Annotated in this window: 20 protein-coding genes; 11 read left to right on the top strand and 9 right to left on the bottom strand. The window is 48.8% G+C overall.

The features are described from left to right. Positions 1-20 precede the first annotated feature (20 nt). Positions 21-1,736 (bottom strand): cyanophycinase, encoded by a 1,716-nt coding sequence (locus A5320_RS00570; RefSeq protein ID WP_157605562.1) that lies wholly within the window; start codon positions 1,734-1,736, stop codon positions 21-23. Positions 1,737-2,234: 498 nt separating this feature from the next. Here A5320_RS00570 and yfcC point away from each other — a divergent pair, with 498 nt between their 5' ends. From yfcC to A5320_RS00545, 5 genes are all read left to right on the top strand, one after another. Beyond that, on the top strand, positions 2,235-3,716 hold the full coding sequence (yfcC, locus tag A5320_RS00565) for a putative basic amino acid antiporter YfcC (protein WP_082971460.1): 1,482 nt from the start codon (positions 2,235-2,237) through the stop codon (positions 3,714-3,716). A gap of 10 nt (positions 3,717-3,726) precedes the next feature. Continuing rightward, positions 3,727-4,941, top strand: a complete 1,215-nt coding sequence (gene iadA, locus A5320_RS00560) for a beta-aspartyl-peptidase (protein ID WP_068059611.1) — start codon at positions 3,727-3,729, stop codon at positions 4,939-4,941. 317 nt (positions 4,942-5,258) lie between these two features. Continuing rightward, positions 5,259-6,185 (top strand): GTP cyclohydrolase FolE2, encoded by a 927-nt coding sequence (folE2, locus tag A5320_RS00555; protein WP_068059609.1) that lies wholly within the window; start codon positions 5,259-5,261, stop codon positions 6,183-6,185. A 512-nt stretch (positions 6,186-6,697) separates the two neighbouring features. Beyond that, on the top strand, positions 6,698-11,164 hold the full coding sequence (gltB, locus tag A5320_RS00550; RefSeq protein WP_068059606.1) for a glutamate synthase large subunit: 4,467 nt from the start codon (positions 6,698-6,700) through the stop codon (positions 11,162-11,164). Positions 11,165-11,180: 16 nt separating this feature from the next. Further along, positions 11,181-12,593: an FAD-dependent oxidoreductase gene (locus tag A5320_RS00545; RefSeq protein WP_068059603.1), complete on the top strand. Its 1,413-nt coding sequence runs from the start codon at positions 11,181-11,183 to the stop codon at positions 12,591-12,593. A gap of 104 nt (positions 12,594-12,697) precedes the next feature. On the opposite strand, the gene A5320_RS00540 is transcribed toward A5320_RS00545, so the two are convergent. Beyond that, a complete protein-coding gene (locus tag A5320_RS00540; RefSeq protein ID WP_157605560.1) occupies positions 12,698-13,057 on the bottom strand; it encodes a hypothetical protein in 360 nt (119 codons plus the stop codon). 980 nt (positions 13,058-14,037) lie between these two features. On the opposite strand from A5320_RS00540, the gene A5320_RS22085 reads away from it, so the two are divergent. Next, positions 14,038-14,313, top strand: coding sequence for a glutaredoxin family protein (locus A5320_RS22085; protein ID WP_197489935.1), 276 nt, complete (start codon positions 14,038-14,040; stop codon positions 14,311-14,313). A 152-nt stretch (positions 14,314-14,465) separates the two neighbouring features. Here the strand turns inward: A5320_RS22085 and A5320_RS00525 are convergent, their stop codons facing one another. After that, positions 14,466-15,947, bottom strand: a complete 1,482-nt coding sequence (locus A5320_RS00525; RefSeq protein ID WP_082971458.1) for an alpha/beta hydrolase family protein — start codon at positions 15,945-15,947, stop codon at positions 14,466-14,468. A 9-nt stretch (positions 15,948-15,956) separates the two neighbouring features. Beyond that, positions 15,957-16,190, bottom strand: coding sequence for a hypothetical protein (locus A5320_RS00520; protein WP_157605558.1), 234 nt, complete (start codon positions 16,188-16,190; stop codon positions 15,957-15,959). Between the two features lie 165 nt (positions 16,191-16,355). On the opposite strand from A5320_RS00520, the gene A5320_RS00515 reads away from it, so the two are divergent. Both A5320_RS00515 and A5320_RS00510 read left to right on the top strand, forming a co-directional pair. Then, the gene (locus A5320_RS00515) at positions 16,356-16,748 is read left to right on the top strand and encodes a GntR family transcriptional regulator (protein WP_068059589.1); all 393 of its coding nucleotides are present in this window, start codon (positions 16,356-16,358) and stop codon (positions 16,746-16,748) included. After that, positions 16,745-17,518, top strand: coding sequence for a hypothetical protein (locus tag A5320_RS00510; protein ID WP_068059586.1), 774 nt, complete (start codon positions 16,745-16,747; stop codon positions 17,516-17,518). Before A5320_RS00515 ends, A5320_RS00510 begins: the two co-directional genes overlap by 4 nt. Here the strand turns inward: A5320_RS00510 and A5320_RS00505 are convergent. Next, positions 17,515-18,660, bottom strand: a complete 1,146-nt coding sequence (locus tag A5320_RS00505; protein ID WP_082971467.1) for an alpha/beta hydrolase family protein — start codon at positions 18,658-18,660, stop codon at positions 17,515-17,517. The two genes, A5320_RS00510 and A5320_RS00505, sit on opposite strands and share 4 nt — an antisense overlap. A gap of 159 nt (positions 18,661-18,819) precedes the next feature. Between A5320_RS00505 and A5320_RS00500 the strand changes: the two genes are divergently transcribed. The 3 genes from A5320_RS00500 to A5320_RS00490 all read left to right on the top strand — a co-directional run bounded on the left by A5320_RS00500 (position 18,820) and on the right by A5320_RS00490 (position 22,899). Next, positions 18,820-20,403, top strand: coding sequence for an amidase (locus A5320_RS00500; RefSeq protein WP_197489934.1), 1,584 nt, complete (start codon positions 18,820-18,822; stop codon positions 20,401-20,403). 4 nt (positions 20,404-20,407) lie between these two features. Continuing rightward, positions 20,408-21,940 (top strand): FAD-binding oxidoreductase, encoded by a 1,533-nt coding sequence (locus tag A5320_RS00495; RefSeq protein WP_068059581.1) that lies wholly within the window; start codon positions 20,408-20,410, stop codon positions 21,938-21,940. Between the two features lie 68 nt (positions 21,941-22,008). Next, on the top strand, positions 22,009-22,899 hold the full coding sequence (locus tag A5320_RS00490; RefSeq protein WP_068059578.1) for an SMP-30/gluconolactonase/LRE family protein: 891 nt from the start codon (positions 22,009-22,011) through the stop codon (positions 22,897-22,899). A gap of 53 nt (positions 22,900-22,952) precedes the next feature. Here the strand turns inward: A5320_RS00490 and A5320_RS00485 are convergent, their stop codons facing one another. The 4 genes from A5320_RS00485 to A5320_RS22200 form a co-directional block, all read right to left on the bottom strand. Continuing rightward, positions 22,953-23,252 (bottom strand): DUF1840 domain-containing protein, encoded by a 300-nt coding sequence (locus A5320_RS00485; RefSeq protein ID WP_068059575.1) that lies wholly within the window; start codon positions 23,250-23,252, stop codon positions 22,953-22,955. Between the two features lie 145 nt (positions 23,253-23,397). After that, on the bottom strand, positions 23,398-24,336 hold the full coding sequence (locus A5320_RS00480) for a glutaminase (protein WP_068059573.1): 939 nt from the start codon (positions 24,334-24,336) through the stop codon (positions 23,398-23,400). Further along, positions 24,333-25,217, bottom strand: coding sequence for a hypothetical protein (locus A5320_RS00475; RefSeq protein ID WP_068059570.1), 885 nt, complete (start codon positions 25,215-25,217; stop codon positions 24,333-24,335). The genes A5320_RS00480 and A5320_RS00475 overlap by 4 nt, the downstream gene beginning before the upstream one ends. A 1-nt stretch (position 25,218) precedes the next feature. Next, positions 25,219-25,592: hypothetical protein (locus A5320_RS22200; RefSeq protein ID WP_231916628.1), on the bottom strand; the 374-nt coding region annotated here is incomplete at its 5' end.

Raw genomic sequence — 25,592 nt, 5'->3', positions numbered from 1 at the left:
CTTGTCAGCTCCACTAGCAGTTACAGCGCTGGTTCAACCGATACCAACACATTACGATAAGAACAATAAGATTTATGTACATTACCGACAGCGTATTGCCCCGTTCTGCTGGCCGCTTGTGCCGGGCGATGTAACTTCAGCTTATACTCCCTGCCGGCAACATCAAACTGCCCCGTTGCATCACGGCTTTGCGTGCCGCATAACAGTTGCGCCAGCTGCCGGTAATTGTCTGAGCTAAATACATTGCCAGAGTTCAGTAAAGGCCGGTTGCTGGTATTTGGTGCATATTTCCAGTCGGCGAAATTGGCAATCAGCTGACCTTGTTGCAAGCTGAAACTATCGCCATTGGTAAAATAATGACTGGTCATTTCTGTCAGTTTTGATGGCTTAAACTGACTGTTAGCACTACGCTCTGCCAGATAAACACCGTTGTTTCCTTTGACATGAAAACGCACTAATGCTGGGTTTTTGTCGTCAAAACCAACCAACAACCCGGTTGCTTCGTCTACACCAAAACCAAAGCTAGCCTGAGTTTGTGCCACTAAAGTCAACAACCGCCCCTGACGGCCTCGTTCTGAAAAATGCGTGTCCAGCACGCCCCATGGGAATAAACTCAAACCACTTGCTTGATAAGTAAGACTTTTTTCATCAACGCCTTCACCACAGCTCTGATCATTCTCACAGCCGTCAGCCGGAGCAGGTTGCGCCAGAGCACCTTGATAAAGTGCCTGGGCGCTTTGACCGTTACTAATCATCACCGTTTGCTGACCCAAATAACTGCCGCCGGATAACACCGCTGTTCCGGCACTGGTGCCGGCTAAAATCAGCTTGCCGCGTTCAAGCATCGAACGAATTTGTGCAAGTTCCGGTGTGTCAGTGCCATCGGGTTGCTTTAACGCTTTGTAGGTCAGACTTTGATCTCCACCATTGATAAAGATCGCATCGGCTTTACCGATTTGTTTGACGGCGTGAGCAGAACCTTTCAGACAAAAATCTTTTTGCTCAGACGCTAAATCCGGATATACCCGGGCGCGCTGAAAACTACCTTGTTCTTTGGTTAAATATTGTGGAAAGTTATTGCAACCGGCTTCAACACCGGCGCTGTCACGTAAAGCGGCCTGATACGCGGCATTGATCGGCAGCCAACTGACGGTCGCCCCCAGTTGCTTGAACAACGACTGGTAAAAGTCGACCGCGGCGTATGGATCACGGCCAGAAGCGGTCAGGACCACAATATGCGGCGCTTTTTTGGCTGGTTTCTTGTTGGCATTCACTTCACGAGCCAAATCAACAAACTGCTGATACAAACCTAATGAAAACTGATCTTTACTCAACTGAGCCGAGACTTGTTCCTCGACCCGGCTTTTCGTCAGCGAAGATTTTTTCACCGCAATTTCGAGCTGGTCAAAGATAAAGTTCAGCTCGGCGCCACTTAAGCTACTATAAAGCTCACGCCCAGATACCCAGCTGCCATTTACTTCCACTTCGCTGCTACGCCATAACCGGCTTAATTCACGTTGCGTCACGGGCGTGTCCGCCAACTTTGACTGTAAATGTTGCAACATCGCGGCAACCTGAATCAACAGCGGTTTGCGATCAGCCGGCCAATCTTCGGCGTTGCTAATGTTCTTAATATAATGCGGCTGGATCAGGTACAGTTCAGCTTTTTTAGCTTCGTCAGGCCATTGTGGTGACGAAACACAAGCGGATTCCTGGGTAGAGGAGCAAATTGACAATCCTCCTCCCATCAAAACCATTGAATAGGATGGAAATTTTTTCGTTTCGGCCGCGAGGGCGGACCCAATCGGTAACATCAAAAGCAACAGTGGCAAGTGGAAATGGGCTAATTTCATAGTCTCTTTCTTGTTATGTAGTTGACATCAGGTCGTACTGAAAACGAGTTTGCTAGATTAACTTGTATTGACTTATTTGCCAATTAGAAGTAATTCTACGGGTACAACAAAATAGAGTGATTCTGCGAAACTGCACTGGTATGTTAAAAAAAGCTCACCGTCTGGATTCATATCACTACTCGTCTTTCTACCTTTCGGAGTGGTTTAACGAGTAGAAACTGCTTTGGCACCACAAGTTGTGCCGGCGGTTTCTGTCAATAGAACCCCACCCCAAATTCAATTCAGATTAAACGCGCGGTCGCGGATTCAGCCATTTGCGTTTAATTCCCGCGGTGAATTCGGTTTCCCCGCTAACTTCGTTTATTAATACAGGTTGTAACTATGTCTGCCGCCAATAAAAACCCGGTATCCATGCCTGATGCTTTTGTAATTTTGTTTTTCGTGATGCTGCTCGCTGCAGTGGCATCTTATATTGTTCCGGCCGGCAGTTTTAACTTGCTGCCCGCAGAAACCAATGCGGCAGGAGAACTGCAAAAACCACGCATTGACCCGCAGAGTTTTAGTTACAGTGAAAATGCTGACCAAGGCGTGAAGCTGTTTGCCGAACAGGGTGAAACCGGTTTTCTGAATTATGCCTTTGAGGGCATGGTTTCAGGCGACAAAATGGGCGCCGCTGTTGGCGTGATTGCTTTTATTCTGCTGACCGGTGGTGCCTTCGGCATCATTATGCACAGCGGTGCGGTGAATAACGGCATTCTGGCGTTGATCAAACGCACCCAGCATATGCAGTTTGTATTTATTCCATTGATGTTTACCTTGTTTTCACTGGGTGGTGCAGTGTTTGGCATGGGCGAAGAAGCGATTGCTTTTTGTATTGTGCTGCTGCCGCTGATGCTGGCATTGGGTTATGACGCGATCAGTACGGTGCTGGTGACCTATGTCGCCACCCAAATTGGTTTTGCTACCAGCTGGATGAACCCTTTTAGTGTTGCTATTGCCCAGGGTGTTGCCGGTGTCCCGCTGATGTCTGGTTCGGGTTATCGGATGGTTTTGTGGGCAATTTTTACCTTATTTGGCATTATTTTTACCATGAAATATGCCAATAAAATCAAAGCAAATCCGCAGTTATCCGTCAGCTTTGTCACCGATCAAAAATTGCGCGGCCAGCAGGAAGCGCAACAACAAAGCACTTTTGAGCTGGTTGATGCCGTGATCCTGAGCTTGTTTGTCGCCGGTATTGGCTGGGTGATTTGGGGTGTAGTAGCGCGGGGTTATTATATTCCGGAAATCGCCACCCAGTTTTTTGCGCTTGGCATCGCGACCGCCATTGTCGCCATTGTCGGCAAACGGATGACCATGAATGGTGCAGCCGATGCCTTTAAACAAGGCGCAGCTGAGCTGTTACCAGCGGCACTGATTGTCGGCATGGCTAAAGGCATAGTGTTGCTGCTCGGTGGTGACGATCCAACCCAACCGTCAATCCTAAACACGCTGCTCAATGCCGCTGGCAATAGTTTTGAAGGCGTGCCGACCTACCTTTCCGCTTGGTTTATGCTGATTTTTCAGTCAGTTTTTAATTTTTTCGTGACTTCAGGCTCGGGCCAGGCGGCTTTGACCATGCCATTGGTGGCGCCGCTGTCGGACTTAGTTGGCGTATCAAGGCAGATTGCAGTACTAGCCTTTCAGCTTGGCGATGGCTTAACCAATTGTATTATCCCGACTTCGGCCTCGTTAATTGGTTGTTTAGGTGTAGTGCGGGTCGACTGGATGTTGTGGGCAAAATTTGCCTGGAAATTGCAGTTATGGCTGTTTGTGCTGGCAAGTTCGGCGGTGCTGTTCGCTGTCGCCATCGGCTACCAATAAGGAGCCTGCCATGACTGCGATTAAATTATTTAAAAATGCGCATGTGCTGGCACCGGAAGATTTGGGTGTGCAGGACGTGTTGGTAGCAGCCAATAAAATTGTTGCTGTAGCAGCTGGATTAGGCGCTGACTTTAGCAGTGCATTAAATGTAACGAACAACAATTTGCCGATTGAAATCATTGATGCGACAGGGTTTTATCTCACGCCGGGTTTTGTCGATTCGCTGGTGCATTTTATCGGTGGTGGTGGTGAAGGCGGTTTTGCTTCACGTACGCCGGAAATGCAACTGACCGATGCGACCTTAGGCGGTGTCACCACAGCGATTGGCGTGCTCGGAACTGATGCGACTACCCGCACTTTAACCAACTTGCTGGCCAAAGCGCACGCGCTGGAAACTGAAGGGATCACCACTTATTGTTACACCGGCTCCTATCAGGTGCCTTGTCGGACTTTATTGGGTTCGGTGACCGACGATCTAATCCTCATCGACAAGTTTATCGGGGTCGGAGAAATTGCCATCAGCGATCATCGTTCATCACAGCCAACTTTGGACGAACTTCGAAAAGTCGCCGCAGCGGCCAGAGTCGGTGGCATGCTCGCTGGAAAAGCCGGTATTGTTAGTGTACACGTTGGGGCCGGCGCTTCATTGCTGGATCCTTTGCACCAGGCAGTGGCTGGTACTGAGTTGCAAATTAGCCAGTTTTACCCAACCCATATCAACCGTAATCAGGCGGTGTTTGCTGCTGGGTTGCGATTTGCGCAGGCCGGAGGCGTGATTGATTTTACCACCAGCACCACTATGTACGATTTACAACACGGCGAAGTGGCAGCAGCTCAGGCGCTGGCATTGGCGTTGGACAAAGGAATACCGGTGTCGCAACTGACATTGAGTTCGGATGGCAATGCCAGTTTGCCTATTTTCAGCAGCACAGGTCAGTTGTTGGGCTTGGAAGTTGGCAAAGTAAGCTCTTTATATCAAAGTGCCAGAAGCGCCGTAATGGACTATCAGGTGACTCTGCCTAATGCCATTGCAGCTATTACATCTTCGCCGGCTGATGTGTTAGGGCTTAGCCATAAAGGCCGCATCGCGCTGGATAAAGATGCCGATATTGTGTTGATTAATATAAATAATCTGCAAATCGACAGCGTGTTCGCCAAAGGGAAACTGCTGGTGAAATCAGGCAAAGCTGTGGTGTTTGGTACTTTCGAAAAGTACGACCGGTAACCGTCTGCAACAATACCAATTGCCACAATCGCAGCGAAGGCTTCGCCGGCAATTGATCCGCTTTGCTTGTCACCTCGTAAACTGACAGAGTAGAATACCCGAGTGTTTTAATCGGGTATTTTGCTTTTCAAAGCGATCACTCGAAAAAATGGATGACCTTATCGCAAATTTTTCATAAGACAAATTTGTGAACTGCGGTAAAATGCAGCCCTTTTTCGGCTATCCAGCAGTTGCGGCACTTTGTTCTGGCCTTTGCGCCCTGAAACTAACCGCCCGCTGCGCTGAACTTTTTTGCAATCGACGGACTTGGAGAATTCATGCCGACAGCGATGCCAGATGTAGCCAATCACTCTAGTGCCACCACCGAAGGGGTACTGGACTGGGTTGGAATGAGCAATATTGAAGTGCCACTGATGCTGGCCATTGCCGGTGAAGCGCCACGTCAGGTTAGTGCGCATGTTGAAGCTTTTGTGAACTTAAAGGATCCAAAAGCCAAAGGCATTCATATGTCCAGGCTGTATTTATTGCTGGACGATTTATCTCGTGAGTCCAGCTTAAGTCATGCCAGTCTCTGCGAATTGCTGGACGGTTTTATCAGCAGCCATGAAGATTTAAGCGATCAGGCCTTTGTGAAGTTCGATTTTGACCTGCATTTACGACGCAAAGCGCTGATCACTGAAAAACAAGGCTGGAAAGCTTATCCGGTCACGGTAACCGGTCAAGTGGTTGATAAAGAATTATCGGTCGAACTGGCCGTTAAAGTTCCTTATTCATCGACCTGCCCTTGCTCCGCAGCATTAGCGCGGCAGCTGATCCAGGAAGCTTTTACCGCGAAGTTTGCCGGCCAACAGCAAATCAGCAGTGAATTGGTGGTCGACTGGTTGGGGACAACTCAAGGCATCGTGGCAACACCACACAGCCAGCGTTCAGTTGCTGAAATTAAAGTGAAGCTCAATCACAAACTGACCGACTTCCCGATTGTTGCCCTGATTGATGCGATTGAAGACTCGTTAAAAACGCCGGTACAAGCCGCAGTTAAACGCGCTGACGAACAGGAATTTGCCCGCTTAAATGGCCAAAATCTGATGTTCTGTGAAGATGCGGCCCGTCGGGTAAAATACACGCTGAACCAGCTGAGTGAATTTGATGACTTTTGGCTTCGCGTCAACCATTACGAATCACTGCACGCCCATGACGCGGTGGCAGTCACAGTAAAAGGCTTAAAGAACGGCTATCGTGCCTGAATTTAGCGAAAATCGCTGGTTCTGCCGAAATTCATAAGCGCATAACTACCGCATAACCTTCGTGGTAATCCAACTAAAAAAAGCTGCTTCGGCGGCTTTTTTGTTGGCTTTTTTTCATTAAATCCGGCCTTTCCCGGCTAAAGCTGTAATTTTATTACAAAACTCATCGGATCAGCTACAGGCGACGACTGGCGGGTTATTCACCAAAAGTCAGCTTGCATTTTTGTCGATTTATCGGTATATCTAACTCAGGTCTTTATGTTTAGACGTCTAAACGACGCACCGACCACTCTAGAGTAAAAACACTAACAACCCTTGACCCTTGAAAGTATTGCCGTTATTTTCTTTCAAACGTAAAAAAACTAAAAATAAGAATAATAATTCATTAATTTGACATATTTATACCAAAATCATTGGCAATGTATGTAGGTGTGGTCGGTAACGGCTAACAAAGCTGCAGCTTGAATGACGACGGGTATTTTTGAATGCAGGACAGGTTGGAGGATTATTTCATGGGGTTGTATCACCACAGTCAGGCCAGGGAAAACTGTGGCTTTGGCTTGATTGCGCATTTAGAAGGCACCGCCAGCCATCGCATCGTTCGGACTGCTATCAGCGGTTTGGATCGGATGCAACATCGGGGTGGGATTTCAGCAGACGGCAAAACCGGTGACGGTTGTGGTTTGCTGATGCAAAAACCAGATAGTTTTTTTCGCGCTATTGCCGAAGAAAATGGCTGGGTATTAGGCAAAAAATATGGCGTGGGAATTTTCTTTTTCAGCCAGGATCCGGTCAAAGCCGAATTTGCCAAACAAATCGCCGAAGCAGAAATTGCCCGCGAAACCTTAACTTTGGTCGGCTGGCGCGAAGTGCCGGTGGATCCATCAGTGTTGGGTCCTATCGCACTGAGTTCAATGCCCAAAGTGCTGCAGGCTTTTGTCAGCGCACAGCCAGGCTGGGGCGATCACGATTTAGAGCGTCGCCTTTATATGGTGCGCCGTCGCATTGAAAAACAAATCGTCAATGACGACGATTTTTATATCCCAAGTTTTTCCAGTTTAGTCACGGTCTTTAAAGGCCTAATGATGCCGGCCGATTTACCAGGTTTTTATCTGGATTTAGCTGATATCCGGATGGAAACCGCCATTTGTGTATTCCACCAGCGTTTCTCTACCAACACCATGCCACGCTGGGCATTGGCACAGCCATTTCGTTTCCTCGCTCACAACGGCGAAATTAATACCATAACCGGTAACCGCCAGTGGGCGCGCGCCCGTCAGTACAAGTTTGCTTCGCCGTTATTGCCAGATATGCAAAACGCCGCACCTTTTGTTGGCCAAAAAGGTTCAGATTCCAGTTCACTCGACAACATGCTGGAACTGTTTTTAGCCGGTGGTATGGATTTATTCCGCGCCATGCGTTTGTTGGTGCCGCCAGCGTGGCAAGGCAATAAGGTGATGGATGATGATCTCAAAGCCTTCTACGAATTTAACTCGATGCATATGGAGCCGTGGGATGGTCCGGCCGGTATTGTCCTGACCAATGGCCAGCACGTGGCCTGTAACCTGGATCGCAACGGCTTGCGCCCTGCCCGTTTTGTTATTACCAAAGACAAATTAATCACGCTGGCGTCAGAAGTCGGCATCTGGGACTACACACCTGATGAAGTGCAGGAAAAAGGCCGCGTGGGGCCGGGCGAGATGCTGGCAGTTGATACACAAACCGGCAAGATCTGGCGCTCAGAGCAGATCGATCAGGATTTACGCGCCCGTCACCCCTATCGCCAATGGCTTAGTGAAAACGTACAGCGTTTAGTCCCTTACGAAAAATTTGAAGTCGACCTGATCGGCAAGCGCGTCTTCACCGACGATGAAATGATGGTCTACCACAAGCTGTTTAACTACAGCTATGAAGAGATTGAACAGGTTATAACCGTCCTTGCCAAAGATGGTCAGGAAGCGGTGGGTTCGATGGGTGATGATACGCCGATGGCGGTGTTATCACGCAAACCGCGTACTTTTTATGATTATTTCCGCCAGCAATTTGCGCAGGTCACCAACCCGCCGATTGATCCGCTGCGTGAAGCACACGTGATGTCGCTGGCGACCAGTATTGGCCGTGAACACAACGTATTTTCGGAAACTGCCGGTTATGCCCGCCGGATCCAGTTTGAATCGCCGGTGATGATGTATTCGGACTTAAAACAGCTCAAAACAGCTGATGAAAAATATTATCGCCATCAGATTTTTAGTCTGAATTACAACCCGAACGACGAGACTTTGGAGCAGGCGGTTCGCCGCGTGGCACTGGAAGTCACCACCGCAGTGCGCGAAGAAAAAGTGGTGCTGGTGATTTTAACCGATCGCCGGATAGCGCCAGAACTGATCCCGATCCCAGCCGCTATGGCGGTTGGTGCTGTGCATCATGCGTTAGTCGACGCGCAGTTGCGCTGTGATTCCAACATTGTGATTGAAACTGCGACAGCGCGGGATCCGCACCACTTTGCGGTGTTAGTGGGCCTTGGCGCGACCGGTATTTATCCGTTTTTGGCGTATGAAACGGTCGAGCAGTTGTGCGAAAAAGGATCCTTAAATATCACGGCGCGTGAAGCAGTCACTAACTATCGCAAAGGCATCAATAAAGGCCTGTATAAAATCATGTCAAAAATGGGCATTTCAACAGTCGCCAGCTATCGCTGCTCGAACCTGTTTGAAGCCGTTGGCGTGAATCAGAACGTGATGAAACTGTGTTTCCCGGATGTACCTTCACGCTTAAGCGGCGCTGATTTTGAAGATTTCCAGCAAGACGTGCAACAACGCGCCAATATGGCATGGTTGAAACGTAAGCCACTGAATCATGGTGGTTTACTGAAATACGTGCACGATGGTGAATACCACGCCTATAACCCGGATGTGGTGCAAAGCTTACAAAAAGCGGTGAAAAGTGGCCTGTATGAGGATTACAAAGTCTACTCAGATTTTGTCAATCAGCGCCCTGTTGCCCATATCCGCGATTTATTGACTGTGGTCACCGATCACGTGACGCCAATTGCACTGGATGAAGTAGCACCTGCCGAGCAGTTGTTCCCACGCTTTGACAGCGCAGCGATGTCGATTGGCGCATTAAGCCCGGAAGCGCATGAAGCTTTAGCGATTGCAATGAACCGCTTAGGTGGACGTTCGAATTCTGGTGAAGGTGGTGAAGATCCACGCCGTTTTGGCACCGAGAAAAACAGCAAAATTAAACAAGTGGCGTCGGGCCGTTTTGGCGTGACGCCGCATTATTTAGTTAATGCTGAAGTCATTCAAATCAAAGTGGCGCAAGGTGCGAAGCCGGGCGAAGGTGGCCAGCTACCGGGTGAAAAAGTTACGGCGGAAATTGCCCGTTTACGTTATTCGGTGCCTGGGGTGACGTTGATTTCCCCACCGCCGCACCATGATATTTATTCAATTGAAGATTTGTCGCAGCTGATTTTTGACTTAAAACAGGTCAATCCACAGGCATTAATTTCAGTGAAATTAGTGGCTGAGCCTGGTGTTGGTACAATCGCCACCGGTGTGGCTAAAGCTTATGCCGACTTGATTACCATTTCCGGTTATGACGGTGGCACAGGCGCAAGTCCTTTAACTTCCGTGAAATACGCGGGTTCTCCGTGGGAATTAGGCTTGGCCGAAGTACATCAGGCGCTGGTCGAAAATGGTTTACGTGACCGGGTTCGCTTGCAAGTCGATGGCGGTTTAAAAACGGGTCTTGATGTAGTCAAAGCCGCGATTTTAGGCGCCGAGAGTTTTGGTTTTGGTACCGGTCCAATGGTGGCGTTAGGTTGTAAATTCTTACGGATCTGCCACTTAAATAACTGCGCCACCGGTGTAGCGACCCAGGATGCAACACTGCGCCGGGATCATTTTAACGGTTTGCCAGAAATGGTCATGAACTACTTTAAATTCTTAGCCTTTGAAGTACGGCAGTTACTGGCTGAAATGGGCGTGAAAGAAATTACTGACCTCATCGGCCGCACCGACTTACTGGTACAGCGTCAGGGCCAGACCGCGCGGCAGGTGAAACTGGATCTATCGCCAATTTTACAAGCCTGTGGCGTGAAGTCGGAACAATCGCTGCACTGCGTGCAAAACAACGATCCGTTTGATTCTGGTCCGCTGAATCAGCAGATGGTTGCCAAATGCTTTGATATGGTGAAATACAAAACCGGTGGCCGGTTAAGTTTGCCAATTCGCAATACTGATCGATCGGTTGGCGCAGCCTTGTCCGGCTTAATCGCCCGTCATCACGGCAATCAAGGCATGGCGACTGAGCCAATTGAAGTGCAATTTGTTGGTACCGCAGGCCAAAGCTTTGGCGTCTGGAATGCCGGTGGTTTGCATATGTCACTGCAAGGTGACGCCAACGATTATGTCGGTAAAGGCATGACTGGCGGCCAGCTTGCGGTCTATCCGCCAAAAGGCGTCAGCTTCGCTAAAGACAACGCCACTATTGTCGGCAACACTTGTCTGTACGGTGCAACTGGCGGACGCTTCTACGCTGCAGGTCGGGCTGGTGAGCGTTTTGCGGTGCGTAACTCTGGCGCTATTGCGGTGATTGAAGGTACCGGCGACAACTGCTGCGAATATATGACCGGCGGTGTGGTGGTGGTACTGGGTCAAACCGGTGTCAACTTCGGTGCCGGTATGACTGGTGGTTTTGCCTATTTATTTGATGAACATCAGGATTTAGCCCTACGGGTCAACCCGGAACTGGTGGAATGTCTGGATGTCAGCACGCCGATCTTACAAGAGCATCTACGTAGCCTGATTCACCAACATTTTGAAGCAACCGGCTCCGAGCGCGCGCACAAATTATTGTCGTCGTTCCAGAGTTGCTTAAACCAGTTCAAGTTGATTAAACCAAAAACCAGTGACGTCAATACGTTATTGGGCCACCGCGCACGCTCCTCTGCAGAGCTGCGGGTTCAGGCAATGTAAGGGTGAGGAATTAGATATGGCACAGAATGTTTATCAGTTTATCGATGTGAAGCGGGTCGACCCGCCGAAAAAATCACATGAAGCGCGCACTATTGAGTTTGTCGAAATTTACCAGCCAATGACCGACACGCAGGCGGCAGGTCAGGCGGATCGTTGTCTGGATTGTGGTAACCCCTATTGCGAATGGAAATGCCCGGTGCATAACTATATTCCGCAGTGGTTAAAACTGGCTAACGACGGCAAGATCATTGAAGCTGCAGAATTATCGCATAAAACCAACAGCTTACCTGAAGTCTGCGGTCGGGTTTGCCCGCAGGACCGACTCTGTGAAGGCGCTTGTACCCTAAACGAAGGTTTTGGCGCTGTCACCATTGGTTCGATTGAAAAGTACATCAACGACAAAGCCTTTGAAATGGGCTGGCGGCCGGACTTATCCGCCGTGGTTAAAACCGATAAAAAAGTGGCAGTGATTGGTGCAGGCCCGGCCGGTTTGGCTTGTGCTGACGTGCTGATCCGTAACGGCGTGACACCTGTGGTATTTGATAAATACCCAGAAATTGGCGGCCTGCTGACCTTTGGGATCCCGCCGTTTAAACTGGAAAAAGGCGTGATGCAACTGCGACGCGAAATTTTCACGGCGATGGGTATCGAGTTTCGGTTAAACACGACTGTGGGCGTAGATGTCAGCTTTGACAGCCTGCTGCAAGAATACGATGCAGTGTTTTTAGCCCTTGGCACTTATACGCCGATGGCCGGTAATCTTGCCAACGAACAAGCGCACGGCGTTTATGAAGCCCTGCCCTATCTGATTGGCAATATCAACAACCTGATGGGCTGGCAAACCGAACATCAATTTGTTGATTTAAAAGGCAAAAGTGTTGTAGTTCTTGGCGGTGGTGATACCGCGATGGACTGTGTGCGAACCGCCATTCGTCAAGGCGCCAGCAAGGTGATTTGTGCTTACCGGCGCGATGAAGCCAATATGCCGGGTTCACGCAAAGAAGTACAAAATGCCCGCGAAGAAGGGGTTGAGTTTATGTTCAACCTGCAACCGCTTGGCATTGAAGTGAATGATGAAGGTCATGCTTGTGGCGTGAAAGTGATTTCAACCGCACTGGGCGCGCCGGATGCCAAAGGCCGCCGCAATGCCGAAGCTGTCGCTGGTTCTGAACAAGTACTGGCGGCGGATGCGGTGGTGATTGCCTTTGGTTTCCAGCCTAGCCCGCCGAAGTGGCTACAGGACAAAGGCATTGAGCTTGATAGCAAAGGCCGGGTGGTTGCCCATGAGGACAGCCTGTTTCCACTGCAAACCAATCAACAAAAGATTTTTGCCGGTGGCGATATGGTGCGCGGCTCGGACTTAGTGGTAACAGCGATTGCGCAGGGTCGTAAAGCGGCTGAGGGTATGTTGGATTATCTTGCCGTTTAATCATTGACTGCCAACGGATGCACTGAAAAAAATTCATTCAGATTTTTGCGGTACGACCAGAAATTAAATCTTAAAAACCGCCTCGGTATGAGGCGGTTATTCGATCAGAATTTTAAAATTGAAACATTTTTTACTACCGGAAAACCACTGACACAGGCATTGTCCAGCGTGACTTGCATACCAGAACTAGTAGCTGTCGCCGACAATGGATATCCTGCCAGCAGCATCGATTTAATGTCGTCAAACTGCACATGCGATTTTAATAGCAAATAATAGTCATTTCTGGCACATCCAAACGGATTGATTTTCAGGTTGGCTGCAGGGTGATGTCGAATTAGTAATCCCTGAATTCCAGTCTCGGTTTTAATTTCATAAATTATGCCTGACCCTGTCGGATTCGCTTCTACAACACCTGTGACTACTGAGGTCAAAACTGCAAACATACCAATCATCATATTTTTCAACTTCGTATACTCCCTCATAAAATAAGACAATCTAAATTTCCGCATCATTGCGGGAGCACAAAATACCCAAAACAATAAACATGTGTCAATGGTTAATTTATTGAAATTTAAAGGTCAATTTTATGGATTAAAAGGACTTTGCTGTGATTTATGCCTGTCACCACGAAGTGAGTAGAGCATTGTACAATCGGCTTAGTCGTTCCGCACAATAGGAAAGCGCTGGTCATTTTGTCTAGGTGGCGACGACCGTCTTTTACTACAAACCAACCTGAAGAGGCCGGTAGTAAACGCTGGCTTTTATACCAGCTCTTGTCATTCGCCCCGTATTTGTTTTCAGTTTGGCCAATCAACCTTTGTTATTTAAATTTTATCAACGCTTTATCATTTTTCCATCACGCATTCGCCCTGCAAATTTAACGACTATCAGGCTGCAAAGTCTGATAAGTGATGCAACTATTGCAAATTTGCTAAATGAGCGAGAGTCTGAATTTTGCAATTTATGATGGATGCAGCTGCGAGCTATCAGCCTTAGCCAACAAGATTTATCAATGTTCCATTAATTCTGACAACTATAAGGTACACCAATGAAAATCAACAAGTTAATTAAATCTCTGGCTTTTGGTGCCGGTCTTGGCGTGGCATTTTTCAGCTTTGCCTCTGATTTCTCTCCGTACGAGGAATGCATTCTCGATTGCCACCAGAAATCGCGTATTTGTCTGGCTGGCGGCGGCCCTGCAGCAACTTGCAGCAGACACCTGCAATTATGCAAATGGGGTTGCGGCACACCGCAATAACAATTAAATCGACTATAAGGCACTTTTGCTATGCACAAGTGCCTTTTTCACAGGCAGGACAAAATGAATCGAATTCATATTAAAGAATTCATTAACTTAGTGCTGATAACCATCCTCGGTTTTACGTTGGGCATTGGTACTCTGTATAGTTGGCAACATCTGAACCGGCCAACCACAGTTTTTGACATGGAAACCTCCGCACATTTTGCGACAACTAACAAAGTGTTGATCCTGTATTCCGCATCCTGGTGTGAGTACTGTCAAAAAGTTAAAAATTATCTGGATCAACATAAAATTACCTATGAAAACAGAGATATAGAATCAACGGATACGACAATCCAGCAACTTTTTCAAACACTGGGGGCGACAGGCATACCGCAAATCCTGATCGGCAATAAAGTGATTCGCGGTGCGGATCTGGAGGCTTTGGAAACTGAGTTGAAAAAGCAACAACTGCTGTAACGACTTCGTCATCTGATGTAAAAAATCCGGTCTGGACATGCAACGACAAGTCTGTACAACAATTTCATACGTACAATCAATGCATTGCACTACAAGCTCAGACAAAGCCTGTCGCTTTGTCCAAGTTTGTAGTGCCGTCATAACAACGAATGTTATGGCTGTAGTGGAAATGCTCTTTCCGGAGATTGTGTTACTTGCTTGAGCCAATCGCTGATACTGGTCAGCATCCTGGGTGACAAGGTTTCAGATATACCGGCATATTCATCCCAACGTCCGCTCACAGCCGGTTGAAACATATGATTTAATCCTTCTAGCAATATCACCTGATAACGGGCATTTTTGGCCTGTTGTAACGACTTTTCAATTGCCGCCAGATTCGTTTCTGGTTCGAGTTGAGTATCTTTATCGCCATACAACACTAACGTTGGTACCTGAATTTTACTCAGCCATGGCTGTGGATCGTGCCTTTGAAAATATCGATACCAGTTGTTTTGCAGCTCGGCCAGACGCTCCGGCGACAGCCGTCCGCCGCCTAGGGGAATGAGCTGCTGTTTGACCTCTGACGGCAATGCCTGCCACAGCTGTTGATAATGTGTTTCAAGTTCCGCCACATCAGGTTGTTGCTGCTGTGCTGCCAGCTTATTCATACTTTGATAAATCGTCGTGGCATGGCTCACCGTACTTTCTGGTACACCACGCGCTTTTAGCATCGATGCAAATTGCCTGGTTGAAACCTCTGCACCTGGTATACCAGGCGCTGCCAATAGCACTAAAAAACCAACTCCGGCCTGTTGTTGTGACACGATAGGTGCGATCAGACCCCCTTCACTGTGGCCAATCAGTCCTATTTGCTTCTTGTTGATGTCCGGTCGATGTTGCAAATAGCGTACTGCGGCACTGACATCACTGGCAAAATCTAAACTTGTAGCCTGCAGGAAAGTCCCACCGGATTTGCCTATGCCCCGATCATCAAACCGCAACACCGCAAAGCCCTGCCGGGTTAAATAGTCGGCCAGTACCAAAAAAGGCCGGTGCCCCAGCATTTGTTGATCTCTATCCTGCGGGCCAGAGCCTGAAATCAACACCACTGCTGGCACAGCTTGCACAGCATTCGCTGGACGAGTGAGCGTCCCCGCAAGCGCAATACCTGCCGCTTCATTGTTAAAGCTAATTTGTTCCTCAATATAGGGATAGGGTTTAACCGGATCCTGTGGCTTACGTGCTTCTTGTAGTTGCCTGGTTAAAATCAATTCAAATGACTGACCACCTTGCAGCCATTGTCCCTGAATTTGCTCAGGCTGCGCCTGATACAGCCCCTGGTATGAAGCTTGGGCGACAGTAACGTCCAATTTCAACTGCTGACCAGTTAAAGTTACCCGACCGATCGGAATTCCACTGGCCCCCTGGTCGATACTGTCCATGGTTGCGCTGTAGTTTTGATTATCAGAGTGCTGTTTTGCATCCTGAGTCAGATTAAATCTCAGTCGCAGCTGACTGGCCCGGACTTTGATTGAACCTACCCAAGCCCCTCGCAGATCCGGGGTTGCCTCTGCGGTAGCCTGCAGCGGTAGCAGACTTAGCAATAATGTGCTGCCAAACAGCACATTTCTTATATTTATCAGCATAGTTTTCATCTGAATTCCTTATGATTTTTTAGCCGTCAACTTGCACTGCCGACTATTGTCCAAGGCATCAACATCTGCCTGGCGGCGCTTACAAAAACCGTACTGCAGCAGATTGTGGCTACAGCACCACAACGCCACCGCACAAAATAACCATGAGCTTTGAATAGCATCCTCCTTGAACCACCAGGCCAAAAGCAGCATCGCTGCCGCCCAGAGCAAACTGTGTAATAACATCGCCGAAGTCTTTTTCATCTGTTTATCCTCGTTGCAGGCTAAAATCATCATTGCAGAATTATATGTACTACTAGATCGTGTGGTACATGTTGCAGCCACCCTAACACCCGTGTACTATTAGATCAAGTAGTACATGTGAAAATATTGGTTGATTTTCAAACAGCCGTATTGAGCGGAGAACTCATGGAAATTCTGATCGATACCGACAGTGCAGAGCCCATTTTTGGGCAATTGATTAGCCAGATTAAGCAGTTGATCAACTCAGATGCGATCCAGCCCGGTTTTCAGTTGCCCTCAATCCGGCAATTAGCCACCGATTTAGGTATTAACCAAAATACTGTGGCCAAAGCTTATAAATTGCTGGAACGAGACGCAGTGATTGTCAGTAAAGGTTATCGCGGTACTTTTATTCACCCACAGGCAAAGCAAAATTGCCTGGTCGACCACAGCCAGCAAGCCAGGCTGCTGCTGAGTCAAACTATTGGGCAACTGCGGGAACTCGGTCTGACTGACTCTGAGATCCGCCTGCAATTTGCAGAACTTCTGAAAGACCGGACTTTAGTGGAGCCTGTATGAGCAAGATGCATGTTTTGATGTATTTGATTTTTGCACTGCAGCTGGCACTGCTGTCCTTTTGGTTGCCGCTGCGTTGTCAGCATTTACGAATGCCTTGGTCGCTGGAAGATAATCAAACATCAGACCGCCTTCAGCGCAGGCGACTGGCGTCTTTGGCGAATTTGCTGCTGCTTGGTAGCGGGATTGTGCTGTTGCTGCTTAGTCTCACCGGCTGGCTGGCGCAGCCTGTCACCCCGATTTTTATGTTCACTACGCTGCAGGTACTGTTCTTATTGGTCATGCGGCAATGGTTGCCAGTAGCAGCGGCAATTCCGGCAAAACGTAAAGCCAGCTTACAGCGGCGCTCAGTATTCGATTTTATAACGCCGCTGGAACGAATGCAGACGATACTGGCGCTTTTTTGTGTGCCAGCTCTGGCGCTTATTTTGCAAAAAAGCAGCCTTTGGACCAAAGACATCATGCAATTGTGGCAACTGTGTGCGGTCAGCGGCCTGGCTAATTTATGCCTTTGCGTGGCGATTTACCGCGTGGTGTTTCGACAACGCCAACATAATCAGAGTATCGAAACTGAACAGACTTTGCCGTCTCAGCAAAAGATCCAACAGAAAGTAAGCCAGTACCTGAGCGCGCTGATAGCTTTAAACCTGCTGCTGATGCTGCTTTTGCTGCTGGGAATATTTGGTACTCAGCCTGAATTACTTTATATCGGCATCAGTCTGTTGTTACAGCTGATGCTGGTAAAAAGTTCATCCGGTAAGGCAACTGCTTAATGGATCTGAACTAGCGCAGTACTCGAAACAGCGGTGATGACTGACTCCTGCTCTGCCAGTTCAAATCTCGCTAATAAGGCCTGATGCTGCAGTTGCCACTGTTGCAGCAGGCTTTTATCTTGCAAAAACAGTCCTTGCAGAAAAGCTCCTGACAAACTTTGGGTCGCTGCCTGCAACACTTGCGCCTGTAAATTCAATTCCGGCCTTTGCCGTCTACCGGAGAAAATATTGTGATTACCGCCATGAAACACCGCCAGCACTTTGTAGCTACTCCCCATTGCCCGGTACAAATCAATGCGATCAGATGGTGCCGAGTGATAACCCGGCACTTCAATTTCATCCATGGTGTTGGTGATATGCAAAGTCGGTACTGTCACCGATGACAGCACTTTTGCCAGTGGTTCGCCATCATAAAATGGCGGCGCTGAAATCAGCAAAGCTGCACTAAAACGCGGGTCGCGCAGCGGTGGTAATGAATTTGAACGTTCGACTTTAGCCCCAACTAATAACATCGACGTATTGGCGCCATAAGAATGACCAGCCATCACCAGTTTGCTTTGATCAATAGCTGCAGCAAAGTCAGATTCAAGCAAAGTGCTGAGGGCAAATTTAACGTCAGCCACCCGCGCCAAAGCTTCTTCGTCCCCCGCAGCTGCCATCAGCCGGAAGGGTAGAGTTAACCGGCTGCCGCGCCAAACCTGGCGATCACTACCAACGTGTTGTACATGTAAACTGGCAAAACCCTGGCTGGCCCAATATTTCCCCAGATAAGCGTAACGATCGCGCGAACCACCAAGGCCATGTGAAAACACGATTAAGGGCAATTTGTCGGTACTCAGTCGTTGCTTCGGCGCGTAATACAGTACCGGCACAGCCCGGGCCCGGCTGTTGTCGAACCATTCCAGCTCTTCGCTTTGGATAAGATCCGGCCAGCGCTCATTCAGCAGCTGCGCATGTTGTACCGAGGGTAAATTTAACTGTTGTTGCCACTGGCTGGCTGACAGTTCCGGCTGCAGTTTTTGACTGCATCCGAGCAATACAACCAATCCTAACCCCGGCAGCAGCAGTTTTTTCAGCGGCTTCGTCAGCCATCTAAAGTTCAGAGATAACTTATTGATAAATTTCTGATAAATAGCTTTCATCACTGGCAGTTCCCTGGTAATTCCAAGACGATTGACGGCTGCAGCTGCCATTAGTCGATTTTTCTGTCGATATTGGCTGATGCCTCTTGCATCCAAAGGCTAAAACGTTGCACTGTAAATTCTGATTCAAAATAACAACAATTGATGACAGGTCCCTGAATGAAACTGAACTTTCCCGCCATAAATATGGCTGCGCTAAGCATGGCAGCATTGGCACTGACCGCTGCGTTTTGTAATCAGGCCGTGGCTATTGAACAACAGCTTCTGCAACAAATATCGGCACAACAAGCTCTACAACTGATGGAGCAGAAGCAGCTAAGCTCTGTTGAACTTACGCAATATTACCTTGCGCAGATCGAAAAAAATAACCTGAAGGGCGCACAAATCAGGGCGATTGTCGATATCAACCGCGATGCCGTAAAGCTGGCGACGCGATTAGATGCCGAGCGTAAAGCCGGCAAAATTCGAGGGCCACTCCACGGTTTACCCGTGGTGCTAAAGGCCAATATCGCGACCAAAGATGGTATGCCAACGACAGCAGGCGCTTTGGCGTTAAAAGGTTTTCTGACCAAAAGCGACGCCGAAATCGTGACGCAGTTGCGCGCTGCCGGAGCGGTGATCCTGGCAAAATCTAATTTATCAGAATGGGCTAATTTTCGCGGTGAAGGCTCGGCCAGCGGCTGGTCGTTATTAGGCGGTCAAACCAAAAATCCACACCTGTTAAGCCAAAGCCCTTGTGGGTCCAGCTCTGGCTCTGGCGCTGCGGTGGCAGCCGATATGACTTTGTTAGCCGTTGGCACTGAAACGGATGGCTCGATTACCTGCCCTGCTGCTGCAAACGGTGTTGTTGGCATTAAACCGACTCATGGTGCGGTGTCCGGCACTGGTATTATTCCGATTGCTGCATCACAGGATATTGCTGGCCCCATGGCGCGTTCCGTGGCGGATGCCGCGTTGTTACTGGATAGCCTGACCACAGCGGCTGCCAAAACACAATATGGCCAAAGTCTGGCGACTGCAGCGTTATCTTCGTCCCTATCTACGCCGTTACCAGTGAAAAAAGTAGTCTTAGTTCGCGCTTATGATGAAAAATTTCCAGCAATTAAGGCGATGCAGGATAAGGTCGCAGCAACCCTAACGGCGAAAGGTGTTACCGTGCTGCAAATAAACCAATGGCAGTTACCAGAGCAGCTCGGCAAAGATGAGTTAACGGTGCTGATTTACGAATTTAAACGTGATTTAAACCAGTGGTTGCTGGATTATCAGGCACCAAAAACTGTGAACTCCATCGCCAAAATTGTTGAATTTAATCGGAAAAAAGGTAAAGCGGCACTGGCGTTTTATGGCCAGCAATATTTGGAACAGGCCAACAACATCGACTTAACCCAGGATGCCAAAGCCTACCAACAGGCGCTCGCCAACAGTAAAAAACTGGCTGCGGCAATGTTAGATAAATATTTGGTGGACGCTGGCGCCGATGCCATTTTACTGCCGGCAACCACAGCCGCCTGGGCCATTGATCATATCAAAGGTGACGACTACAGCTTTGGCTCATCTACAGCAGCCGCGGTTTCTGGATACCCGGCTATCACGATCCCGGCCGGCATGGACGGAGTGCTGCCATTGGGTTTAAGCATTGTTGGCGCTAAATGGTCAGAGCCTAAGCTGATCAGTCTGGCAACGCTGCTGGAGCAACAATTACCCAAGCGCAGCATCCCGGGTTATATCGTCAGTGTGAAATAACCCGATGACAGCATTGATGAAACGACGTGATTTTCTGCTGCTTTCTGCCGCGACTTTGGCTGGTTGCCACTTGCCGCCACCGGTCTTTTCGGATGCTGCAAAAATCAGTACCGCACTGCCGGATGCCGATGACTGGCAACGGCTGGCGCAACAATTAACCGGCGATTTATTGTTTCCCGCTGCCGATGACTATAACCGGCTGAAAAAAGCCGCCAATGCCCGTTATGATGAAGTGCCCACCGCGGTGATCATCCGCTGCCAAACCGCTGCTGACGTGCAGCATGCTGTAAGGTTTATCCGCCAGTATCAGTTGCCATTTACCGTACGCAGCGGTGGTCACAGCTATACCGGGTTGTCGTCAACTTCCGGGGTGCTGCTGGATATAGGTTTGCTCAATCTGATAAGTCTTCGTCAAAACATTGCCAGCATCGGTGCTGGCGCTAAGCTCGGGGATGTTTATGCCACACTTGGACTACAGCAACGCTCTATTCCGGCCGGCAGTTGCGCCAGCGTTGGCATCGCTGGTTTGGTGCTGGGCGGTGGTTTGGGGATTGCTGACCGGCGTTTTGGCCTGACATGTGATGCACTACGCCGGGTGGAGCTGGTGACAGCGACCGGCGAGCTGATTTACTGCAGCAATACTGAACATCCGGAGTTATTCTGGGCACTGCGCGGTGGTGGCGGCGGTCAATTTGGCATCGCCACCCAGTTTGAATTTGATACTTTTGCCACGGCACCTATTCGTAATTATATCGGCCGTTACCCGCTAAAAGATGGTAATCAGGTACTAGCCGTGTGGCAGCAATGGCTGAAAACGCTGCCAGATGAAATCTGGTCGCAGGCCACCGTTTGGTTTAACGGCCAGCAGGATTCAAAACCAGAAATTCAGTTGCGCGCCTGCAGTATGGGGCATCCGGCCTTGCTCAGTCAGCACTGGTATCAATTGGCGTTGCAGCTTGGTAGTGTCTGGTCGGAAGTGGATATGCAGGACCATCAATATCTCGATTTTATGCTCACCGACTGCGACGGCTTGGAAATGCCGGAATGCAAATTACCCAACCAACATGAACGGGGCCAGCTGAAGCGAGTGGCGATGGCGGGAAGTTCGGACATTTTTAATGACTATCTGCCGTTGTCCGCACTACATCATTTGCTGAACGCCATCCGCAAACGTCATCGAGACGGTTTTCGCGGCGGCTTAATGTTGACCTCGATGGGCGGCGCTATTCGGCGGGTTCCGCCAGGACACAGTGCTTTTGCTCATCGAGCGGCAGTATTGAGTGCCCAGTATCTGTTCAGCGGCCCGGTCGGCACGCCAGAAGCGATGCTGCAGGAGGGCGCTGTCTGGGTCAACCAGATGCGCAAGCAAATGCGGCGCTGGAGCAGCAATGGTGCTTATCTTAACTACACCGACGCTTTAATTAAAGACTGGCCGCAAGCTTACTACGGCGACAACTATGTTGCATTACAACAACTTAAACGCCAGTATGATCCAGACAATTTATTTCGGTTTGCCCAAAGTATCCAACCTGCTTGATAAGGTTAAACCGAGAATAATGCAACTCAAAAAAATGCGCAGCTTCACTATGTCAAAGGAGTGTCTTCATGTTCGTGTTATTGCAATTTCTGGTTGCCAGCAGCTTGTTACCCGCGCTTGCCAGCCCAACGTCAACAGCAGGTGCCGACAGTGAGACATTTATCGCTGATGGCGTTTTTCACGGCGAAATTGAAGGGCCAGCGGTCGATGCTGCCGGTAATTTATATGCGGTGAATTTTGGTGGCAGCGGCGATGAAAGCAAGGGCACCATCGGCAAAGTGACACCACAGGGTCAGGCAAGTTTGTACCTGACCTTACCGCAAGGCAGTGTCGGTAATGGCATTCGGTTTGATCAGCAAGGCCGGATGTATATCGCCGATTATACCGGCCATAACATCTGGCGTTATGACGGCAAAACCTTAAAGGTGTTCAGCCATCAACCGAAAATGCATCAACCTAACGATTTGGCAATTACCCACACAGGGGTATTGTTTGCAAGTGATCCCGACTGGAAAAACAACAGTGGCCAGCTTTGGAAAATTCAGCCGGACGGCAGCTCAGTGTTAATTGAAGACAAAATGGGCACCACCAATGGCGTTGCAGTCAGCCAAGATCAGCGTTTTTTGTACGTCAATGAAAGCGTACAGCGACGGATTTGGGTCTATCAACTGGACGCAGCTTACCAGCCAACCCAGAAAAAACTGTTGATTGAATTTCCGGACTTTGGCCTGGATGGCATGCGCACCGACATTGCTGGTAATTTATATGTCGCCCGTTATGGCAAAGGTGTGATTGCGAAAATCAGCCCACAAGGGGAATTGCTGGCGGAAATTGCTTTAAACGGCAAATTTCCAACCAACGTTAGTTTTGATCCAACCGAGCAGTGGTTGTATGTGACGATGCAACAGCGTGGCGCGATTGAGCGTATTTCGCTCAAAGCGGCAAAAACCAGCAACTGAAGCAGGCGCAGTGGTCCAGAGTTCGCACTCTGGACATGCCTCCAGACGTAAACTTAGTCCCAGCTAATATTGTGTTGCTTTTTGGCAGCGCCGCGTAACATTTCGAGCAAAGGCACTGCTCTGGTATGCAGACTAACTTGTGCTTCGGCGGCCTCTGCAGCGACAGTTGCTGTGAGGTCCTGTGGTAAATCTTCCAGGTTTTGTTGCAGTTGCCATAAGGCCTGCGGCACATCTTCAGCGTAAATTGCCCCAGGTACTTTTGGCGTACAGCCCATTTTTTCAATCAGTTGCAGCGCAGCTTCGCCAAACATAGTGATAGGGTAATAATCTTTGCTATGAAAAGTTACGATCATGATAGTCCTCCCCCGACAGGTTTAGCTCATAAGCAGAATTGCAATGTTCGACCATAGTGTTGCCTTAATTTAACTATAAACCTATCTGCGATGACTGCCTATCTGTTACGACTTTTGACCACCGAAAATCCGAAATCAAACCACATTAATACACCGACAATCCCAACTCTTCAGCCAATCGGCGGATCAGGTACATCGACAAGCAAGAATTGCCAAAACTATTCAGTGGCGGGCTCCAGCTGGCGATCACTCCATAATTGGGTACGATGGCCACAATGCCACCGCCGACACCACTTTTCGCCGGCAAACCCACGGTAAAGGCAAACTCGCCGGATTGGTCGTACATGCCACTGGTCGACAGAATCGCATTGACCCGTTGTGCGTCTTTGCGACTACAAATTTGTTGATCGGTCACCGGATCCACGCCACGATTGGCCAAAAACAGCCAACTGCGTGCCAGTTGCTGACAGCTCATCTCCACCGAACACTGATGAAAATACTGCGCCAACACTGCGGGCACATCGGATTTAATATTGTCAAAACTCTTCATAAGATAGGCCAGCGCCGCGTTTCGACTGCCATGTTGTTGTTCAGAGGCATACACTTTGGCATTGGCAAAAATCTGTTCTGTTTGTGCTAAGCGGCGGATAAACATTAAAAATGTGTTTTTCGACGCTGAATAATGGCTGGTTAACACATCGGACACCACTATGGCTCCGGCATTAATGACCGGGTTGCGCGGAATACCCTGCTCCCACTCCAGCTGCACAATTGAATTAAACGGTTGACCCGAAGGCTCCATCCGCACCCGCTGCCATAAGGCATCACCTTGTAACTGCATCGCCATCACCAGCGCGTACATTTTCGACAAACTTTGAATGGAAAATGGCTCGGTACTATCACCGGCAGCGCAGATGTTACCGTCCAGTGTGGCGACGGCTATTGCCAGTTTATCTGCCGGCACTTCCGCCAGAGCCGGAATATAGTTGGCCACTTTGCCGTCCTGTGTTACCTGCATTGCCTCATGCAGTAAGGCTTGTAAGCGGCTTTGCAGATTGTCTATCGCGCAATAATTTTGGCTCATCTTTTTTGCTCTGATAGCGGTGTGCCTGTCGCCGATTGTGCCGGGTCTTTTGGCGAGGCGCTTGTGGTTGAAGGTGTGACAGCTGCAGGTTTTTTTGCTACTGCAGAGTCTGGTATTGCCTTGTTTGGCGCTGGTATAGACGCTGGAGATCCGGGTTGGGTGTTTACTTTCACCAAATCAGGCGATAGCGGCAACAACACGGCAATGTTGGCATGCGGTATGACTTTGACCTGTTCCTGATGATAAACAAACAGATAACTACTGGTTCTGGCAATAATCTGCACCTGATCCAGCTGCATCGTTTTCACCGCATCCTGCACCGGATTAATCAGGCTTAGCTGAAAGCCCCTTTGCTGTCCTGCTTTGATATTTTTTGCCAGATCGGTTGATTCACCGATTGCAGAATTGTATAAAAATAGCAAAGGCGTAATGGCAAACAGCGGAAAATAGAGTTTGAATTTGTCATTCTCATAGTATTTCTCCGACCAGAGTGCATACCAGTCCAGCCGACTTCTGGCGAAACGATCGATCCAGAATGCTGCGATAAACAACAATATCCAGCCAACAACATTCAATAACACCCAAGGGTGGGTAAGCGCCGCCAGCATAAAGTCGGTCAGTTCTAGATAAGGTAAAATGTCAAAATCGAAACGTACAAACAATTTGATCACAAACAACATGCCAAGCATGCTGCAAAGAAGATAGGCCAGCGTCAGCAACATGCTGGGATGACGGATGATAAAGCGTTGCCCGCGACGCAATATTGAATCCAGCTCAGCATCATATCGCTCGCCATGAATCATTTTTGGCTGAAGCTGCGAGGGAGAAAATTGCAATTGTGGATCAACAACTGGCTCGCTCACTGTATCTGAGGTTGTCATGTTATAAATCTCTGAAAATGCTCACAACTGTTATCAAAACATGAATTCTGGTTTGCGCACAAGCAGTTAACACAGAAAACCGAGAAAACCGGACATCCACCAATTTCCAGAAGACATGAGAGAAAAAGAGGACACAGAAAACCGGACATCCACAAATTTCCAGAAGACACAAGGTAACGAGAAAACCGGACATCCACCAATTTCCGAGAAAACCAGAAAACCGGACATCCACCAATTTCCCGAGCAAGGAAAACCAGACACCCACCAATTTCCATAAAAACTTGACATTAACTTTTTTGCAACCAAATTTAAAGCCAAAGGATTTTTTGACTGTCAGGATGACATCATGCCCAAACCACGTAAATTGCAAATCTC

The sequence above is a fragment of the Rheinheimera sp. SA_1 genome, from assembly GCF_001669775.1.
Lineage (GTDB): Bacteria > Pseudomonadota > Gammaproteobacteria > Enterobacterales > Alteromonadaceae > Pararheinheimera.
This window is presented reverse-complemented; position numbering and strand designations above follow the sequence as displayed.

Excerpts from the sequence above, each read along its gene's own strand:
- A5320_RS00495 (WP_068059581.1), top strand. The coding sequence starts at position 20,408 with ATGACAGCATTGATGAAACGACGTGATTTTCTGCTGCTTTCTGCCGCG.
- A5320_RS00490 (WP_068059578.1), top strand. The coding sequence starts at position 22,009 with ATGTTCGTGTTATTGCAATTTCTGGTTGCCAGCAGCTTGTTACCCGCG.
- gltB (WP_068059606.1), top strand. The coding sequence starts at position 6,698 with ATGGGGTTGTATCACCACAGTCAGGCCAGGGAAAACTGTGGCTTTGGC.
- iadA (WP_068059611.1), top strand. The coding sequence starts at position 3,727 with ATGACTGCGATTAAATTATTTAAAAATGCGCATGTGCTGGCACCGGAA.
- A5320_RS00500 (WP_197489934.1), top strand. The coding sequence starts at position 18,820 with ATGAAACTGAACTTTCCCGCCATAAATATGGCTGCGCTAAGCATGGCA.
- yfcC (WP_082971460.1), top strand. The coding sequence starts at position 2,235 with ATGTCTGCCGCCAATAAAAACCCGGTATCCATGCCTGATGCTTTTGTA.
- A5320_RS00510 (WP_068059586.1), top strand. The coding sequence starts at position 16,745 with ATGAGCAAGATGCATGTTTTGATGTATTTGATTTTTGCACTGCAGCTG.
- A5320_RS00545 (WP_068059603.1), top strand. The coding sequence starts at position 11,181 with ATGGCACAGAATGTTTATCAGTTTATCGATGTGAAGCGGGTCGACCCG.
- A5320_RS00515 (WP_068059589.1), top strand. The coding sequence starts at position 16,356 with ATGGAAATTCTGATCGATACCGACAGTGCAGAGCCCATTTTTGGGCAA.
- folE2 (WP_068059609.1), top strand. The coding sequence starts at position 5,259 with ATGCCGACAGCGATGCCAGATGTAGCCAATCACTCTAGTGCCACCACC.
- A5320_RS00480 (WP_068059573.1), bottom strand. The coding sequence starts at position 24,336 with ATGAGCCAAAATTATTGCGCGATAGACAATCTGCAAAGCCGCTTACAA.
- A5320_RS00485 (WP_068059575.1), bottom strand. The coding sequence starts at position 23,252 with ATGATCGTAACTTTTCATAGCAAAGATTATTACCCTATCACTATGTTT.
- A5320_RS00505 (WP_082971467.1), bottom strand. The coding sequence starts at position 18,660 with ATGAAAGCTATTTATCAGAAATTTATCAATAAGTTATCTCTGAACTTT.
- A5320_RS00525 (WP_082971458.1), bottom strand. The coding sequence starts at position 15,947 with ATGAAAACTATGCTGATAAATATAAGAAATGTGCTGTTTGGCAGCACA.
- A5320_RS00520 (WP_157605558.1), bottom strand. The coding sequence starts at position 16,190 with ATGAAAAAGACTTCGGCGATGTTATTACACAGTTTGCTCTGGGCGGCA.
- A5320_RS22085 (WP_197489935.1), top strand. The coding sequence starts at position 14,038 with ATGGAAACCTCCGCACATTTTGCGACAACTAACAAAGTGTTGATCCTG.
- A5320_RS00475 (WP_068059570.1), bottom strand. The coding sequence starts at position 25,217 with ATGACAACCTCAGATACAGTGAGCGAGCCAGTTGTTGATCCACAATTG.